The organism is Paenibacillus sp. HGH0039, assembly GCF_000411255.1.
Classification (GTDB): Bacteria; Bacillota; Bacilli; order Paenibacillales; family NBRC-103111; genus Paenibacillus_F.
On record NZ_KE150413.1, the window covers coordinates 665,112 to 680,399 of the forward strand.

The 15,288-nt window shown below is 55.5% G+C and carries 17 protein-coding genes; 13 read left to right on the top strand and 4 right to left on the bottom strand.

Going from position 1 to position 15,288, the window contains the following annotated elements; genetic code table 11:
* Positions 1–31: 31 nt before the first annotated feature.
* Both HMPREF1207_RS17275 and HMPREF1207_RS17280 read right to left on the bottom strand, forming a co-directional pair.
* Positions 32–868 (bottom strand): ABC transporter permease, encoded by an 837-nt coding sequence (locus tag HMPREF1207_RS17275; protein WP_009672128.1) that lies wholly within the window; start codon positions 866–868, stop codon positions 32–34.
* Positions 865–2,064 carry a quaternary amine ABC transporter ATP-binding protein gene (locus tag HMPREF1207_RS17280; protein WP_009672078.1) on the bottom strand — a complete coding sequence of 400 codons (1,200 nt, stop codon included), beginning with the start codon at positions 2,062–2,064 and terminating at the stop codon, positions 865–867. Before HMPREF1207_RS17280 ends, HMPREF1207_RS17275 begins: the two co-directional genes overlap by 4 nt.
* 253 nt (positions 2,065–2,317) lie before the next feature.
* On the opposite strand from HMPREF1207_RS17280, the gene HMPREF1207_RS17285 reads away from it, so the two are divergent.
* On the top strand, positions 2,318–2,926 hold the full coding sequence (locus HMPREF1207_RS17285; RefSeq protein WP_009672085.1) for a GbsR/MarR family transcriptional regulator: 609 nt from the start codon (positions 2,318–2,320) through the stop codon (positions 2,924–2,926).
* Between the two features lie 176 nt (positions 2,927–3,102).
* Positions 3,103–3,474, top strand: coding sequence for a hypothetical protein (locus HMPREF1207_RS17290; RefSeq protein ID WP_009672134.1), 372 nt, complete (start codon positions 3,103–3,105; stop codon positions 3,472–3,474).
* A 77-nt stretch (positions 3,475–3,551) separates the two neighbouring features.
* On the opposite strand, the gene HMPREF1207_RS17295 is transcribed toward HMPREF1207_RS17290, so the two are convergent.
* Together HMPREF1207_RS17295 and HMPREF1207_RS17300 are read right to left on the bottom strand one after the other, a co-directional pair.
* On the bottom strand, positions 3,552–5,810 hold the full coding sequence (locus tag HMPREF1207_RS17295; RefSeq protein WP_009672208.1) for a helix-turn-helix domain-containing protein: 2,259 nt from the start codon (positions 5,808–5,810) through the stop codon (positions 3,552–3,554).
* 186 nt (positions 5,811–5,996) lie between these two features.
* Positions 5,997–6,869, bottom strand: a complete 873-nt coding sequence (locus HMPREF1207_RS17300; protein WP_009672031.1) for a PDZ domain-containing protein — start codon at positions 6,867–6,869, stop codon at positions 5,997–5,999.
* 183 nt (positions 6,870–7,052) lie between these two features.
* On the opposite strand from HMPREF1207_RS17300, the gene HMPREF1207_RS17305 reads away from it, so the two are divergent.
* The 11 genes from HMPREF1207_RS17305 to HMPREF1207_RS17355 all read left to right on the top strand — a co-directional run bounded on the left by HMPREF1207_RS17305 (position 7,053) and on the right by HMPREF1207_RS17355 (position 15,247).
* Positions 7,053–7,952, top strand: a complete 900-nt coding sequence (locus HMPREF1207_RS17305) for a glycosyltransferase family 2 protein (protein WP_009672187.1) — start codon at positions 7,053–7,055, stop codon at positions 7,950–7,952.
* A gap of 26 nt (positions 7,953–7,978) precedes the next feature.
* Positions 7,979–9,553: a M2 family metallopeptidase gene (locus tag HMPREF1207_RS17310; protein ID WP_231392110.1), complete on the top strand. Its 1,575-nt coding sequence runs from the start codon at positions 7,979–7,981 to the stop codon at positions 9,551–9,553.
* Positions 9,554–9,580: 27 nt separating this feature from the next.
* A complete protein-coding gene (locus HMPREF1207_RS17315) occupies positions 9,581–9,874 on the top strand; it encodes a hypothetical protein (RefSeq protein ID WP_009672090.1) in 294 nt (97 codons plus the stop codon).
* 327 nt (positions 9,875–10,201) lie between these two features.
* Complete coding sequence (locus HMPREF1207_RS17320) at positions 10,202–10,873, top strand: helix-turn-helix transcriptional regulator (RefSeq protein WP_009672127.1); 672 nt, start codon at positions 10,202–10,204, stop codon at positions 10,871–10,873.
* A gap of 20 nt (positions 10,874–10,893) precedes the next feature.
* Positions 10,894–11,835: a hypothetical protein gene (locus tag HMPREF1207_RS17325; protein WP_009672177.1), complete on the top strand. Its 942-nt coding sequence runs from the start codon at positions 10,894–10,896 to the stop codon at positions 11,833–11,835.
* Positions 11,836–11,916: 81 nt separating this feature from the next.
* Complete coding sequence (locus tag HMPREF1207_RS17330; RefSeq protein ID WP_009672257.1) at positions 11,917–12,195, top strand: hypothetical protein; 279 nt, start codon at positions 11,917–11,919, stop codon at positions 12,193–12,195.
* A 184-nt stretch (positions 12,196–12,379) separates the two neighbouring features.
* On the top strand, positions 12,380–12,661 hold the full coding sequence (locus HMPREF1207_RS17335) for a hypothetical protein (protein ID WP_009672068.1): 282 nt from the start codon (positions 12,380–12,382) through the stop codon (positions 12,659–12,661).
* Between the two features lie 83 nt (positions 12,662–12,744).
* Positions 12,745–13,317, top strand: a complete 573-nt coding sequence (locus HMPREF1207_RS17340) for a hypothetical protein (RefSeq protein ID WP_009672087.1) — start codon at positions 12,745–12,747, stop codon at positions 13,315–13,317.
* A 101-nt stretch (positions 13,318–13,418) separates the two neighbouring features.
* Positions 13,419–13,691 carry a hypothetical protein gene (locus tag HMPREF1207_RS17345; protein WP_009672072.1) on the top strand — a complete coding sequence of 91 codons (273 nt, stop codon included), beginning with the start codon at positions 13,419–13,421 and terminating at the stop codon, positions 13,689–13,691.
* Between the two features lie 95 nt (positions 13,692–13,786).
* Complete coding sequence (locus HMPREF1207_RS17350) at positions 13,787–14,074, top strand: hypothetical protein (protein WP_009672263.1); 288 nt, start codon at positions 13,787–13,789, stop codon at positions 14,072–14,074.
* A gap of 138 nt (positions 14,075–14,212) precedes the next feature.
* Positions 14,213–15,247: a BtrH N-terminal domain-containing protein gene (locus tag HMPREF1207_RS17355; RefSeq protein ID WP_009672026.1), complete on the top strand. Its 1,035-nt coding sequence runs from the start codon at positions 14,213–14,215 to the stop codon at positions 15,245–15,247.
* Positions 15,248–15,288 lie beyond the last annotated feature (41 nt).

The following is a 15,288-nucleotide window of genomic DNA, read 5'->3' on the forward strand; positions in this document are numbered from 1 at the left end:
CTCCATTTTTTAAAAATAACGATGACACCCCTTAGTTCAATTTTTTCTTTTTAAATACATTCTGGGTCAAACGGTCCAGCAGGATAGCCATAATGACGATGGCGATACCGGCTTCGAAGCCGACGCCCGTCTTGGCCTGCGTGACGGCCCGGTACACGTAAGCGCCGACCCCCTGCGCGCCGATCATCGAGGAGATGACGACCATGGACAGGGACAGCATGATGGTCTGGTTCACGCCGGCCATGATGGTCGGCATCGCGATAGGCAGCTGCAGCTTGACCAGCTTCTGCGCCGGTGTCGAGCCGAAGGCGTCGGCCGCCTCTACCAGCTCTTCCGGGACCTGCCGGATGCCGAGGTTGGTCAGGCGGATCGTAGGCGGAATCGCGAAAATAATCGAAGCGATGACGCCCGGCACGACGCCGAGGGAGAAGAACGACACGGCGGGAAGCAGGTAGACGAAGGCGGGCATCGTCTGCATGAAGTCGAGCACCGGCGTCACGATATTTTGCAGCAGCGTATGCCGCGCGCAGAGAATACCGATCGGCACCCCGATCACGATGGACAGGATGGACGCCGTCAGAACGAGCGCAAGCGACTGCATGGACAGCTCCCAGAAGCCCAGGTTGTCGATCAGCAGCAGGCCGATAAACGCGAAAAGCGCGATCCGCCAGCGGCCGATCCAGTAGGCAAGCGCCGTGATCAGAACGATCAGAACGAGCGCGGGGAGCGCGGTCAGAGCGGTCTCGATGGAGCCGACCATGGCGGCGATGACCGCTTTGATAGCGCCGAAAAGCGGCCCGAAATGATCGGTGAGCCAGCTTTCGAGGAATTCGATCCAGCGGCCGAGCGGAAGTTTAGGCAGATTCATCGCACAGCACCCGCTTCCGGTTCCGCATTTCCGGCCAGGGCCGAAAGTACCGCTCCTTTAATGACGATGCCTTTCAGCCGGTCCTCCTCGTCGACGACGGCAACGGGAAGCCGGGTTTCGGCCATCATTTCGAACAGGTCGTTCAGCAGTGTTCCGGGTGAAACAGTCGGAATAGAGCGCTGCATAACCTGCTCCAGCGACTTGCCTTCTTTGAGAGCCTGAAGGGCATCTTCCGCGGTCACGATACCGAGCAGCTTCATCCCTTTGCTCGTCAGGTACAAGCTGGACACGCCGCTGTCGCGCATAAGCTGAAGGGCTACCCGCGGTCCCCTTTCGAGGGAGATCGTTTCCGGTTTTTTCATGACATGGGCCGCCGTAAGAACTTTGGACAAATCCACGTCTTCGACGAAACGTTCCACGTACTTGTTGGCCGGCTGAATCAGAATTTCCTCCGGCGTGCCGATCTGGACGATGGAGCCGTCTTTCATGAGGGCGATCCGGTCTCCGATGCGCAGCGCTTCATCCAGGTCATGTGTAATGAAGACAATCGTTTTCTTGAGCTTGGACTGGAGTTCCAGCAGCTCGAGCTGCATATCCTTGCGGATGAGCGGGTCCAGTGCGCTGAACGCTTCATCCATAAGCAGGATTTCAGGATCGTTGGCCAGCACGCGGGCAAGGCCGACGCGCTGCTGCATACCGCCGCTGAGCTGGTCGGGCAGGCTGTTTTCCCAGCCTTCCAGGCCGACCGACTTCAAAGAGGCGGTTGCCATTTCCGTTCTTTTTTTACGTTCGACACCCTGAATTTCAAGTCCGTATTCCGCATTTTCAAGTACGGTCCGGTGCGGGAAAAGAGCGAATTTCTGAAAAACCATCCCGATATTTTTCCGTCTGAATTGACGGAGCTGCTCGGGGTTCATTTTAAGCACATCGGTTCCGTTAAAAAGAACCTGGCCTCCCGTCGGCTCGATGAGCCGGTTTAACAGACGGACGAGCGTCGATTTGCCGCTTCCCGACAGTCCCATAATGACGAAGATTTCTCCTTGCTCAATTGAAAACTCCGCTTTATTGACCCCCACGGTCAGTCTGTGTTCTTTCAAAATCTGTTCTTTGGTGCGGCCTTGATCCAGCAGGGTCAAAGCTCTCTTGGGGTCCGATCCGAATACTTTGGTAAGTTGTTTTACCTCAATGATAGGCATGTGGACCTCCTTTCCTGGGTCTTTTGACTGGCTTGCTGACTTGTTTCAGTGTAACGGCATTCTTTTTTGACCGTCAAAGTCCATATAAGCTTATAAATGTTTGTACAGTTTTAACTTTACGTACAATACGTTAAGTATGCTCCGTATAACGCCGTATTCCTTCTTTCGTGTTTTCTTTACTTATCGAGGGGTCTTTGATTACAATACAATTTAGAGGTTGAGAAGCAGCAGCTTGTTCCTCAGGAGGGAAACCATGAACGATCTCAGCGGCTTTACGACAGAGCAGAGCCAGAAAATTCAAAAAAACCGTGAACGGGTCATTGATTCCATCGGCAAAAATATGGATTTATACGGCATTACCTTGTCGATCGGGCACTTATATGGTTATATGTATTTCAATAACGGCCCCGTCACACTGGATGAACTGAGCAAAACGATGGGGATGAGCAAGACATCCATGAGCACCGGCGTCCGGACGCTGATGGATTTGAAAATGATCGATAAGGTATGGGGAAAAGGCACACGCAAAGACCTGTACGAGGTGGAACCGGACTGGTACCAGAATTTCAGCGATTTTTTCTCCATTAAATGGCGTAAAGCGGTGGAAGGGAATATGAATGCCCTCAACAAATCGCTCGTCGAACTGCGGCATATGAAGAAGGAATACGAAGAGAGTCCGGAGCTCCAGGCCGTGCTGGAAGCGGACGAAGCGAAAATCGCGCATGCCATAGACTACTACAAGTGGCTGCTGAGGCTGATCGAGGCGATGGAAACCGGCAAGATCTTCGAGCTGATTCCGAAAGAGTCCCGGGAACCCGCTTCAGACGAAGCCGGTCGGCCGGAGCGCGACGGGAAAGAATAAGAAAAAGGACAAGCCCGGGCTTGTCCTTTTTCTTATTTGGAGACAATGCCGCACCCGGGGACAGCGGAATAACCCAGAGGGGACCGGCAATGCGGGCCGGAGTTTGAACCTGCCCCTAAATAGCTTATTATAGAAGGAGTATAAGCTCGTATTTCGCCCTATAGGAGTGGGACCGGATGACCTTAAATGAAAAGATTGCCGCTTATGTCGAATTGATGAATGAAGCTCGTGAAATTTCGAACAGGGCAAACAGCCGGGCCTACGAACTCCGGCAAACAGCGGTTCGGATAGGTTTCGAAGCTACGGCCGCGGCTGAACATGCCGCTCTGATGGCGGAAATCGTGAGGGAAAACACGGAATCGGGCTCCTTATCCAAGCTGATTCATGCCAGCCGCGAAGCCGCATCGAGAGCCGCGGAAGCTACGTTGAAGGCTTTGGAAGCTATCAAAGCAGCCAATGCGGCGGATCATGAAGCGACCGAAGCTTTTGAACGCACGCGTGAAGCGGCGGAGAAATTGACGGAAGCTCTCCAGGTTGAGGGATATTGACGTAAGCGAACGCAAGTCACGAACGCAATCACAATAGCAATCGCATACGCAAAAAGCGCCCTTGAGGGGCGCTTTTTTTATTCCTCGGCCGTCAACTTGGCGGCTCTGCGGTATTCGCCGGGCGTCTGCCCCGTCCACTTTTTGAACATGCGGTTGAACGACGTGATGTTCCGGTAGCCGATGCGCAGACCGACTTCCACAATATTGAGCTGAGTCCCCGTCAGCAGTTCTTGCGCTTTGGAAACCCGGAGGGCATTCAGGTGGTCGCTGAAATTCGCTCCCGTTTTCTCTTTGATATAGACCGATAAATAGGCGCTCGACATCTGGAGGCGGTCCGCAAGATTTTCGAGGGAAAGCTCTTCCCCGTAGCCGTCCCGGAGAGCGTCCATGACGAAGCGGATCACGGGATCTTCCGTGTCTTTCTTCTCGTAGATAAGCGCGGCCGCGGAAAAGAACAGCTCCCGGTAGCCTTCGATATAGTCTTCGAAGGTGCAGCATTCCCTGAGCCTCCGCATAAGCGGTTTGACGGGCCAGGCAGCATCCTGCGCGATTTTGTGGATGTCCATGAGCTTCCATACCTTGCCCGCCATGGACTCCGCAAGCTGCCTGAACTGGACGACGCCGGCCCCGGACTCGCGCATGTCGGCAAGCTGGCGGCCGATCAGCTCCAGGGCGCCCTTGTCGTCCCCGGCCTGCAGGCAGGCGTTCAGCTCCTGCTCCCGGGCGGGGCTCAGCGCGCAAGCTTGCAGGCCGGACCGCGTCTCAAGGAGGAGCTGCGTCTCCTCCGCCAGGGTGGCCTGGCCCGCTCTTTCCAGCGCCTGCCGGTAGGCGTCGTTGAACTGGGAAGCGTGCTCGAACCGCGAGCTCACCGCCACGGCCGCCAGGCACTGCTCCTTGTCGGAATCGAACAGGTGCCGGATGTCCCCGAGCATGGCCTGAAGCGTGTCGGCAGCGACTGCGCCGCTGATGACCGTTAATATCTGGTTCTTCTCCATCTGGAACGTATGCGAACCGGGACTGTGTTCCCTCAGAAGCACGTCGAGATGCTCACGGTAATAGGAGGCAAGCCGCTCGTGCGGGACAGGTTCCTCGCCCGGTTTCGCCTGCCGGAACCGGAGTTCATAGACGATAATCTGGAAGCTTTGATCGCTCGCGATAAAATCCTGCCATTCGTGAATATCCGTATGAATGCTTCTCAGCTTGTTAATGTAGCTGTACTTCGTAAGAAGCGACTGCCGGCTGCGCAGCTCACTGCGGATTTCGGCCTTTTCCTTGAACAGATCGGCAATTTTCTCCTGAATGAACGCGAATTCCCGGATCGCGCTGGGCTCGCCGCTGCCGCTGCCGCTCATAAATGCCGAAACCAGCTGTTTGACGGGCCGGTTGATCCGGCGGCTGCTCAGCAGGGAGACGGCAAGGGCGATGCCGAGCGACAGGACGAAAATCGCGAGCAGCGTCCAGTTCAGCTTCCGGAGCTGGGAGGCCACGCTGGCATTGGGAACGCCGGTGATGTACGTCAGACCGTCGTCGCCTGTATAGCGGAAATAAACCATTCCGCCCGCAGCGGCGGTTCCGCTTTTTTCTTCGAATACGGGAGGTCCTGCCGGATCTCCGCCTTCACCCGTTCCGAAAAGAACGCTTCCATCGCCGTTCAGCACGTAAAAGAGGCGCCCGTTTCCGCCTTCCCCAAGAAAATCGCGCTGCGTCTTGTCCACGTCCAGATAAGCCGTAACGAGGTAGCTGCTGCCGCTCAGATGAAAACTGACGGGCAGCAGCTTCTTCTCGGCGGGCGAATTCCAGACCGTCTTGAAATCCGCTGCGGGCAGCAGGGAGAACGCATCCGCCGATTTCAGGCGGTTTTCCCAGAAGGGGAGCGGATAAGCGGCGCTTTTGTACAGTCGGTTGTACTGGTCTTCCGCACCGCTGCTGCCGTCCTTGTCGAGCGTGACACCGTGCGGCAGGAAATACACCACGAGGTTGTCGAGAAACAGGTGTGGGTTCGAGGTATCCGATCGGAGCCGGGTAACGATGCTTTTCGCCTCCAGATAACGGAGCTCTTCATCCGTCGCGCCCTGCAGATGCCGGTTGAAAGCGATCACGCCGGGATCGTTGTACGTATTGAAAAGAAGTGTGTTGATCCGGGAAAAATGCGTGCTGTATTTTTCGGCGGTATTTTTAAGCATGGACTGGTTGTGAGCGATAATTTCGCCGTGATATTTGGTCTTGAAATAAGCGAAGGCCGCCAGGTCGAATGCGGCAAACAATCCTATAATGACGAGAAAACTGATCAGCGTCGTGAGGAACAGGGAGGTCGGTCTGGTTTTGTTGAACGGCATCGTGCAGGAACTCCTTACTCGTTTGGTGGAAAAGCGGCCGGTCTCTTTCCATTGTACGAGCCGAATGTTAGGGGAGTGTATACGCACGGAAGAATTTGCCGCCCACTTGAAGCCTCTGTGTAGAGCCATAATGGGAACATCCGCAAAAAAAGGCAGTACACGGCCTCGCCGTATGCTGCCCTTTGCTTATTCCTGTTCCTTTACGGCAGAAAGCTTGCGCCGCCTTACGCTGATTTCATCCAATGAAACTTCGTTCGGATCGATCATGCCGGTAAACTGGTCGTCGTAGGTTAAATCCGCCGTTACGGCGTGCCGTTCTCCCCGTTCGTAGAAAACAATGTCGGCGGGCGCGTTCGTTCCGTAAAAGCGGGAGAGAGCTTTTACAAAATCGTGATACGTCGGAACCGGTATTCCTCCGAGGCTCGTCACGATAATCCCGCCGCGCAAACCGGCCCGGTGGGCCGGACTGTTCGGGTACACGGTCGCGATGAAGTTCCCCCGTATGCCCGCGTCGGCAAGCCCCTGCTCTTCCAGTTGTGCGGCGGTTGCCGTATAATTCATGACCCCCAGTCGGGGATAATTAAAAATCGAGTTGCGCAGATCCAGGCCGAGCTCGATTGTATTTTTCAGATGAAAAAGAGATTGTCTCCAGCCCGTTTCTCCGCATTCCCTGACCCACTGCATCCTTTCATCCTCCGTATAGCCTTCAACGGTGACGGTCACCTGGGTACAAGTGCCGCCGCCGATTTGTTCGAAAGCGAACGAGGTCCTTAAGTGGTATTCCCAAAGGGAGCCGTCCGGCAAAATGGACGTGTAGCGCTCGTCGAACCGGATGAGCTCAGGTTTAACGCATTCGGTGCAGACGGCGCGATTCGTTAATTCTCCGATTACGAGAGTGAGTTCGTCCCCTTGGGCGATATCAGGCTGTGCCCCCGAATAAGTCGCAATGTCGCTCAAAAAATGTTTCCAGCCCTCCGCTGTCGCCACATACCACCAGATCTCGTCCGCGGAAGCGTCGATATAAACCGAATTGACCGTTCTTCCTCTGTCCGCATTCATCCCGAAAGCAGTCCTCCTCCGCGTGTTACAGATACCTTTATTCTATCTTTTTGTGCGAACAAACGATCGGTTTTTATCGGCATTCAGGCGGAATAAAAAGCCGAGCGGCCGATAAGGAAAGCGTTTTATAATGCGGCAAAGCGTATGTTTCAGTTGGGCCGCCAGGTCCGGAGGTGGTGTTTTATGACAAAAATGAATGTGGTTATCCCGGTTTACAATCAAGCCTACGCCTTATCCCTGACTTTGCACGGGTTAACCAGGCAGGCGGCCCCTTATAACCGCTGTCCGGTTATCGTCGTAGACGACGGGTCCGAAGAGCCGGTCCACGCGGTTGCGGAAGCTTACAGGGGGCGGCTGAATCTCACTTACGTACGGATCCCCCGCAGCGGCAGGGCGGCCGCCCGTAATGCCGGAGCGAGGCTTCTGGACGAAGGCTGCGTCCTGTTCTGCGATGCCGACCGGATACCGAGGCCGGGATTCATCGAAGCGCATGAACAAGCCGGCCGGAAGCACGGCAGCCACTTTGTGGTAGGGCAGGTCCGGGAACTCTACGTCCCGGATGCGGAGCATAACCGGGATTTGGTGCTGGCCCGCTACGCGGAGCAGAAATATGACCGCATTCCGCAGTATTGCCGGCTCGTTTACCGGATGTTTAACGAAAGCGGATCGACGGCTTCGCCCGTTCCGTGGATAGCCGCCTTGAGCGGGAATATGTCCCTCCCTCTGGAGCTGTTCCGGGATCTGGGGGGCTTCGACGACTCGTTCCGCGAGTGGGGCTTCGAGCACCTGGAGCTGGGCTACCGGGCCCACCGCCGGCAGATTCCCTTCGCTTACTGCCGGGAAGCGGTGAATGTGCATCTGGCGCATCCGCGGCAGGGCGCCTCTTATGCGGATTTTATCCGGAAGAGCCACGACACGTTTTTCCGTAAGCACCCTCATCCGGTTGTAGGGGCTTTCTATGATTTTATGATGGGCAGAATCAGCCGGATCCAGCTTGAGAACCTGGCCTCTACGGGCATGCTCGGCAGCGCGGGGAGAAATACCCCCGACGAATACGTCCGGATTCTCAATTTCAAGTCATGAACCAAACCGAAACGGGGGAAGGACGATTGTCACAACAACGTTTGCAGACCAACGCCGACTCTTTTCTGAGAAAAGCGAACCGCGAGCTGGCCGGTTTATACGTCCCGATGATGAATTCGCTCTGGAAAGTAATCACGACGGGCGAATTCCGTTACGTCAAGCAGTGCGAACAAGATGAGCAGGCTTATCAGGAGGCGCTAGCCTCTCCGGTCCTGCGCGAGCGGGCCGAATATTGGCTGAACCGTCCGGGCCTGCCCGCAGACCAAGAGCGCCAACTGCAAGTATTGCAGGCTGAAATGGCGGAACACCGGATGGAGGCGGACGAACGGCAAGCCGCCGCTTCCTTGTGGAACGATCTGCATTACACGATCGGCACGTTCCGCGCGGAAGCGGGCGGCACTCTGTTGTCGGAGCAGGCGGTGCGGGTCTTGATGCGCAGGCTCAAGGACGGCCGGCAGCGCAAGCAGATCTGGCAGGCGGGAATGCGGCTGGGCGAGCTCACCGCGCCCAAACTTCTGGAGCTGGTCAAGCTCCGCAACCGCGCTGCCCGGCGGCTCGGCTACGACGATTACTTCGCGATGAAGCTGGAGACCGCCGGGATCGGGCTCGACAAGCTGACGGAGCTGATCCGGCAAATCCGCGGCGGTCTGGATTTCGCCTACCGGGAGGTGAAATGCGGGATCGACCTGGAATTGGCCGACCGGTTTCACATCGCGCGGAGCGAGGTCCGCTCCTGGCATTATGCGCATCCGTTTTTCCAGATGCATGATGCGATGGAGGAGCCGCTTGCGGCGGGCGCGGATGAAATGGCGGACAAGGTATCCGGGTGGCTGCTGGAACGCGGATTCGATCTGAACGCCGTTATCCGCAAGGCGGATCTGGCGGAGCGTCCGGGCAAAGGCCAGGCGAACTGCTGCCTGAACTTGGACCGAAGCCGGGATATCCGCATGTCCTGCAACTTGTCCCCGGACACGAAGGGGCTTGCGGTGCTGCTCCACGAAACGGGACATGCCCTTTTCGAACAGGAGCTGGATCCTTCGCTTCCGTTTCTGCTGCGTCAGCCGGCCCATCCCTTCTTGAGCGAGGGCGCCGCCCTGCTGCTGGAAAGACTGGCGTGGGATGCGGAGTGGAGGGAGGGGCTGTTCGGGGGTCAGCCCGATTCCGATGTCCGGTCCGGTCAGGAACGGCTTCGGAAAGAAACGCTGGTCAGGCTGTATTGGACGCTGACTCTGGTGGAATTCGAGAAGCAATTATACGCAAATCCCGAACAGCCGTTAAACGGCTTATGGTGGGATCTCGTGGAAGACGTGCAGGGCATACCCCGGCCGGCCGAGTGGGATTATCCGTACTGGGCCGCCAAGGCGCATCTGTCCACGCTCCCGGTCTATTACTACAATTACCTGCTCGGCGAGGCGGCCGCCTCCCAGTTTCAGCACACGCTTCAGATTCGCTTCAAGGAATGGCACGGGAAAGAAGCGCTGCAGCATCTGCGGAAGGAAGTGTTCCGTCCGGGAGCCTCGGCAAGCTGGCGGGAGCTGCTAGCGGCGGGCACCTCGCAGGACCTGACCCCGCTTTTCCTGATCCGTCAGCTGCAAGGCTAATTTTCGTATCTTAAGGAGGATGCCGGTATGGCAACGATTCATATCCAGAAGAGGACGGTCGTCTCCCGTATGGAACGGGATTCGTCCGAACCGGTTAACAGCCAGGTCAAGACGTATACGCTCACGCCCGAGGAGCTGGACTATTACCGCAGGCTGCCCCTGTCCGCTGCGGACAAGGCGTTCAAGCCCGGACTTAAAGTGATGGCGATGGAACGGAGGGAGGGAGATGGGGACGGCAGCCGAGAATCTGATCCGGCAGTTGGATCGCTTGTCGGAGGAACTGAGGGGAACGCTAACGCCGGAGAAGCTGGAAGGGCTTGACGAATGGTTTCGTCTGGAAGCCCCGGAGGCGTGCAGAAACGCCTCTCGTTTGCCGTTTCCGTATAACCAGCGGATACTCCGCCACTTCCGCCGCATGCGGGAGGAAGAACGGCCTTTGCCGGCTATCGCCGGCTTTCTTCGTCACGGGCTGGATGCGATATACGATATTTTGCGCGACTATCAATCCGCTTAAAAGAAATATTTTTCATATAATTCTATAATAGTCAAAAAAATCCTAATGTCCTGCAAGAGAACCTGATCTTTCTTTCTTGCGGTTTGATACCATGACGGCACCGAAACCATTACGTGTAGGGGGAATGGGTGCCAGTGGACGTGCTACTTATTATCAGCCATCAGCTTAAGGAAGACGAGTTCGAACGAGTACAGAGGTTGTTTTCCCACATGTCTATCATTGCCGAATCTGATTTTAAAGCTGTTGCAAGATCGCTCCGCCGGCAGGAAAAAGCTCACAAGCTATTCGTTTTCCTGTCTTTCGACGAATCGCTCCCGGAGGAATGGAAAATCGAGGAGCTTCAACTGCAAAGCCCGATTATGGTGCTGCTTAAAGTGAACAAACGCGATCTTTTCGTGTTTTATTCTTTTCTCGATTCGGTGGGGCTTTTATCCAAGCCGTCCGCCGATTTGCCGGGCAAGCCGGAAATTTCGCCCCTGCTGTATCAGTCTCTTGAATATATCGAACAAAATTTATGCGAAAACGACCTGTCCTTGGAGAAAGTGGCATCGAGTATTTTCGTCAGCCGGTGTCATTACTCCAGGATGTTTAAAGAATATTTCGGCTTCGGCTTCAAGGAATACGTAATGAACAAACGCATTCAGAAAGCGAAGGCCATGCTGCAAAAAGGAGTGCCGGTTACGGATGTATGCTATGCCGTCGGCTACGGGGATTTAACGCATTTCGGCCGGGTCTTCAAAAGGCTGGTCGGGATAAACCCTTCGGTTTACCGGGGACAAAGGCGGGAAGCGCCGTCCTGCGGATAACGGGAAAGGGGGAGGGATTTATGGAAACGGAGCCGATTCGCTCCCGTTATTTCAACCGGCTCACGATCGGGCCGGACGGGCGGTCCGTCCGCAAAACGAGCCGCCGCGACAAGAAACTCCGCGACGAGATCAGCTGGTACCTGAATCTGCCGGAGGAATTACACACGTATATCCCCGGTGTTCTGGGCTACTCGCTGCAAGATCAAGTGTATCTGTGTTTGGAGTATATCCAGGCCCCGACTTTATCGGAGCTGTACATGAGCGGGCGGCTGGATCAGGAAGGCTGGGCGGGCGTCTTTGCCCGGCTGGATCAGCTCTTCGGCCGGTTTGCCGCCTTCCCCGCCGAGCTGGATCCAGCCTGTTTGCACGAGATGTACATCGGCAAGACCCAAACGCGCATGGCGGCCTTTTTAAACGGCAACGAGCGGGCCAGACGGTTTTATAACCAGGGCTATTACCGGCTGAACGGAACGATGGTGCTCTGCCCCTTCCGGATTTTCGAGAGCCATCTCGAAGATTTCCGTTCCCTGCTCGATAATCCGGCTATCGCTGTTCTGCACGGCGACCTCTGTTTCTCCAATGTGCTCTATGCGCCGGACAAACAGGCCGTCAAACTGGTAGATCCCCGGGGCAGCTTCGGCATTCCGGGGATCTACGGCGACCGGCGGTACGACCTGGCGAAAATCAGACACAGCTTGAATGGGTACGAGCATATTGTCCACGGGCGATATTCTCTGCAAACGGCGGGCAATGACATCCGGCTGGAAATCCCGTTTACGGATGGGCAGCTCCGGCTTCTCCACGACTGGGACCGGTATCTGGGCAGCCGTCTCCGGGATGTCGCCAAGATTGAGGCGCTGCTGTTCCTTTCGATGCTGCCTCTCCACAGGGAGAGTCCGGAGCGCCAGATGGCTTTGTACGCCGTGGCAACCCGTCTGCTGTATGAAATTTTCGCCGATTAGAACCCCCTTGTTAAGCCGAGGATTCGGGCGCTCATTCTTTTATACTGAAAAGGAGCCCACAGAAAAAGGAGAGTGACAAGAATGAATCAGACGGCAGCAAAATTTGTGATGGCAACTGCGATTCTCGTTTCGCCTGCGGCAGGAACAGCCCTGAAGGCAAGCGCTCACACCGCTGCGGTTCAGGCCCAGCCGGCGGTTCAACCGGCCGGTCAGGGTGTGCAGGCTGTACAGGCGGCACCATCCGGCACATTATCCCAAGCCGGAATTTCCGGCGTGAAGACGGATTCCCGGGAAATTTTGCGGGAGTTCGGCGGAGCCGGCAATTTCTCCCCGTCAGTTGTGACGAAAACTCCAGCGTGACCGGTCAAAAGAGATAAGCGCCCGACGCTTATCTCTTTTGCGTTTGCAGGCAGGGCTATGACCGGGAAGGTCCGTGGATTGCGAAATTTCCGCAGGTTGAAGTCATCCGGTAAAGCCGAGAGGGCCGGGCGTTATTTTTCTATACTGAAGAAGTAGTCACATCCGAGCAAAGGAGGTGAAGAGAATGAAAGAGATCACGTCTAAATTTATCATCGCCACCGCTATTCTGGCGGCCCCTGCGGCGGCCACGGCTCTGAACGTAAGCGCGCACGCTGCGGCTGTCCAGATCCAGCCTCCGGTGATTTCCGAAGGTGGCCCTGTCACTGTGGCGGCTTCTCCGCAATTCAACCCTGCCGCTGCGGAAACAACGGCTGAGATTCAGCCGTCCGCTTCCGCCGGTATCGTTGAATTAGCCGAGGCGGAACCTTCTTTTACGATCAATGTGTTTAAGAAGACATTGGCCTAAGCGAGCCGGACAAAGAGAGATAAGCGGGGAAGAGGCTTATCTCTCTTCTCTCTTTTGCACCTATGGGGATATGGAGGGAGTACATGAATCAACGGATGTTTACCTGTCTGGATCTGAGGTCTTGTTTGAATAACTGCGGAACGACAGGCAGCCATAACTATCACGAGGGCTATTTAAGCTCGGCAAGGGCTTCCTTTCCGGAGGATGCCTTTCAGTTTGACGCTCCTTTCGAATTTAAAGAAATACCGTTCGTTCTCTTTAAGCGGCAATCTTTCGATAATATCGTAACGGAAGGACAGTCCATCCAGTTCCCCCGGCAGCGGGTGACCAACATTCATCTTCTCGGTACCTCGAGCGATGCCAATATGGCGGACTATATGTATTTGATGCTGGACGGGCAGGAGGTCTCGAAGCAGAAGATCCTGTTGTCCCATTTTATTTCGGAGGTTCCTTTCCCGCGTAACGAGTGTGTAATCGAAACGTCCTGCCTACATACGATGGATGGCCCTCTTACGCACAGATCCGCCAGGCTCTGGTATGACGGGATTGAACTAGACCGTCCGGCCGAGATCAACCGGATTACGTTTGAAGACAACCCTTGCATGCACGTGTTCGGCCTGACGCTCGAAAGCGAATCAACACCGGGGGGCAGGTAATATTTACCTAATAAAGGGAGGGATACAGCCGAGGACCCGGCCGGGATAGCTCTTATACTAAAAGAGAGCCGGCACTCTTAGAAGAAAGGAGGATGGATGGAATGAAGGAAACGACGACTAAGTTTCTCATTGCGACTGCTGTACTGGTGTCTCCCGTCATGGGCACGGCCCTGGACGTCAGCGCCGGTCAGCCCGCGTTTGTCCAGGCGCACACGGCGTCTGCAGACGTTCAGCAGGACCGGGCGGTATCCGCGTCCGAAGATACTTATTTAAGCTTGCGGACAGCGAAGAAAGCGTCCGATCTGCGTTTGCAGGAACCGGGAGAATATACGGTTTCAGGCGTATCGTCGCTGTGCGTAAAATGTGTGGCCTAAATACCTGGAAAACTCCGGTGAGACGAGCCCGTACGGGCAGTCTCCCGTTTTTCATGTGAAGGATCGCCCATTCCAGGGAAAGGAAGGTGAAACGGATGAACCAAACGGCCGCGAAATTCGTCATTGCCACCGCCATTCTTGTCTCTCCGGCTGCGAGTGAGGCTCTTAACGCGAATGCGACTGTGCAGGCGCTGACTGCACAAGGCACGGCTGCGGACTCTTTGCAGGCGAAACCGGCGGGCTGTGCGTTTCTTCCCGGCAGTACCCTTGCAGGTGCTCAAACATCTCCGTCTGCGGCCGGGATAGTTGCACGGCACGGCGAAGAATACACGGCACCGGCCTTTACAAGCTCGGGTTTCACAGGTTTTGCCCTGAAATGCTAGGTGAGCGTGGCGGCAGACTCCGATGACCGGAAGAGATAAGCTGTAACCCGGCTTATCTCTTTCTCTCATTTACGAGGCCGGTACGAGGCCAAGGAAAAACCCCGATTTACAGCTTAACGGAGGAGGACGGACCGACGGATGACTTTTACGTTATACAAAGAAACCCGGTTGAATTGTTTCTACGTCAATATTGCGGCTCTGCTGAAGCGGCTTCCCGTTGAAGATGCCCATCTGATTTATTTGTTCAACCAGGCCGGTTTGTTTTATCGCGATACGGAGGATGAGGATGAGTTTCAAATCAGCCCCTATTACCGGCTGCTGGACGATTTTGTGTACGGGCTGTTCGGAGCGCGGCTCCATAAGACGGGATCCTCGGCGGGAGACGATTACATGCGGACTTTGAAAGAGACTCTTGCGAACGGGAAGAGTGCGATCATCGAATCCGATATTTTTTATTTGCCGTACAGCGGGTTTTATAGAAGGACCCATTTTCCGCACGCATTGGAGGTTACCGGATACCGGGAGGGCACGTTCGAAATCTGCGATCATTATTACGAATATCACGGCTTTCTCGAAGAGTCCGAACTGCAGGCCGTATTCGACGCTTCGCTGGACAGCGCGTTTTATAAACGGTTGTATGTGTGGTTTCTGAAAAAAACGGAAGGGCCCGCTCCCGAGGAGCTTACACCGGCATTCTGTAAAAGCGTAATCCAAGACAACCTGGCGAATATGCAGGGAGCCGTCACCTACGATTGTCCGTCCGGCAGTTATCCCGGTCTCGCCGCTTTCGTGCCCATTTGCGGGAAAATAAAAAGCCTGAAGACGATCGAAGAAGACTCCGTCAAGTTTAAGGCAGCCAGTTATTTATATGAAGGATTCAGGGAGATCGCCAACTCCCGGTACCACCATCACCATTTTCTTAAAGCTATCGGGGAGCACGCGCTCGCCGAATCTTATCTGGAAGCCGATCAAAGCTGGATGGTGGCGGCTAATTTGCTCATGCGGGCGGCGACGGGCAATCAATTCCAAGCCTTCGAAGAGCGGATATTGGCCCGAATGGAGCGGGTGAAGCAGAAAGAAGCCGATAATACCGCCCTTCTGCAGCAGTGGCTCGACCGGCGGACGGCGGGGCCGTCCGATGACGTCCGCAAGGATGAATCAACAACCGCCTAATATCCCGCAACGGAATCTGATTCTTGTCCGGCCCGCTCTGG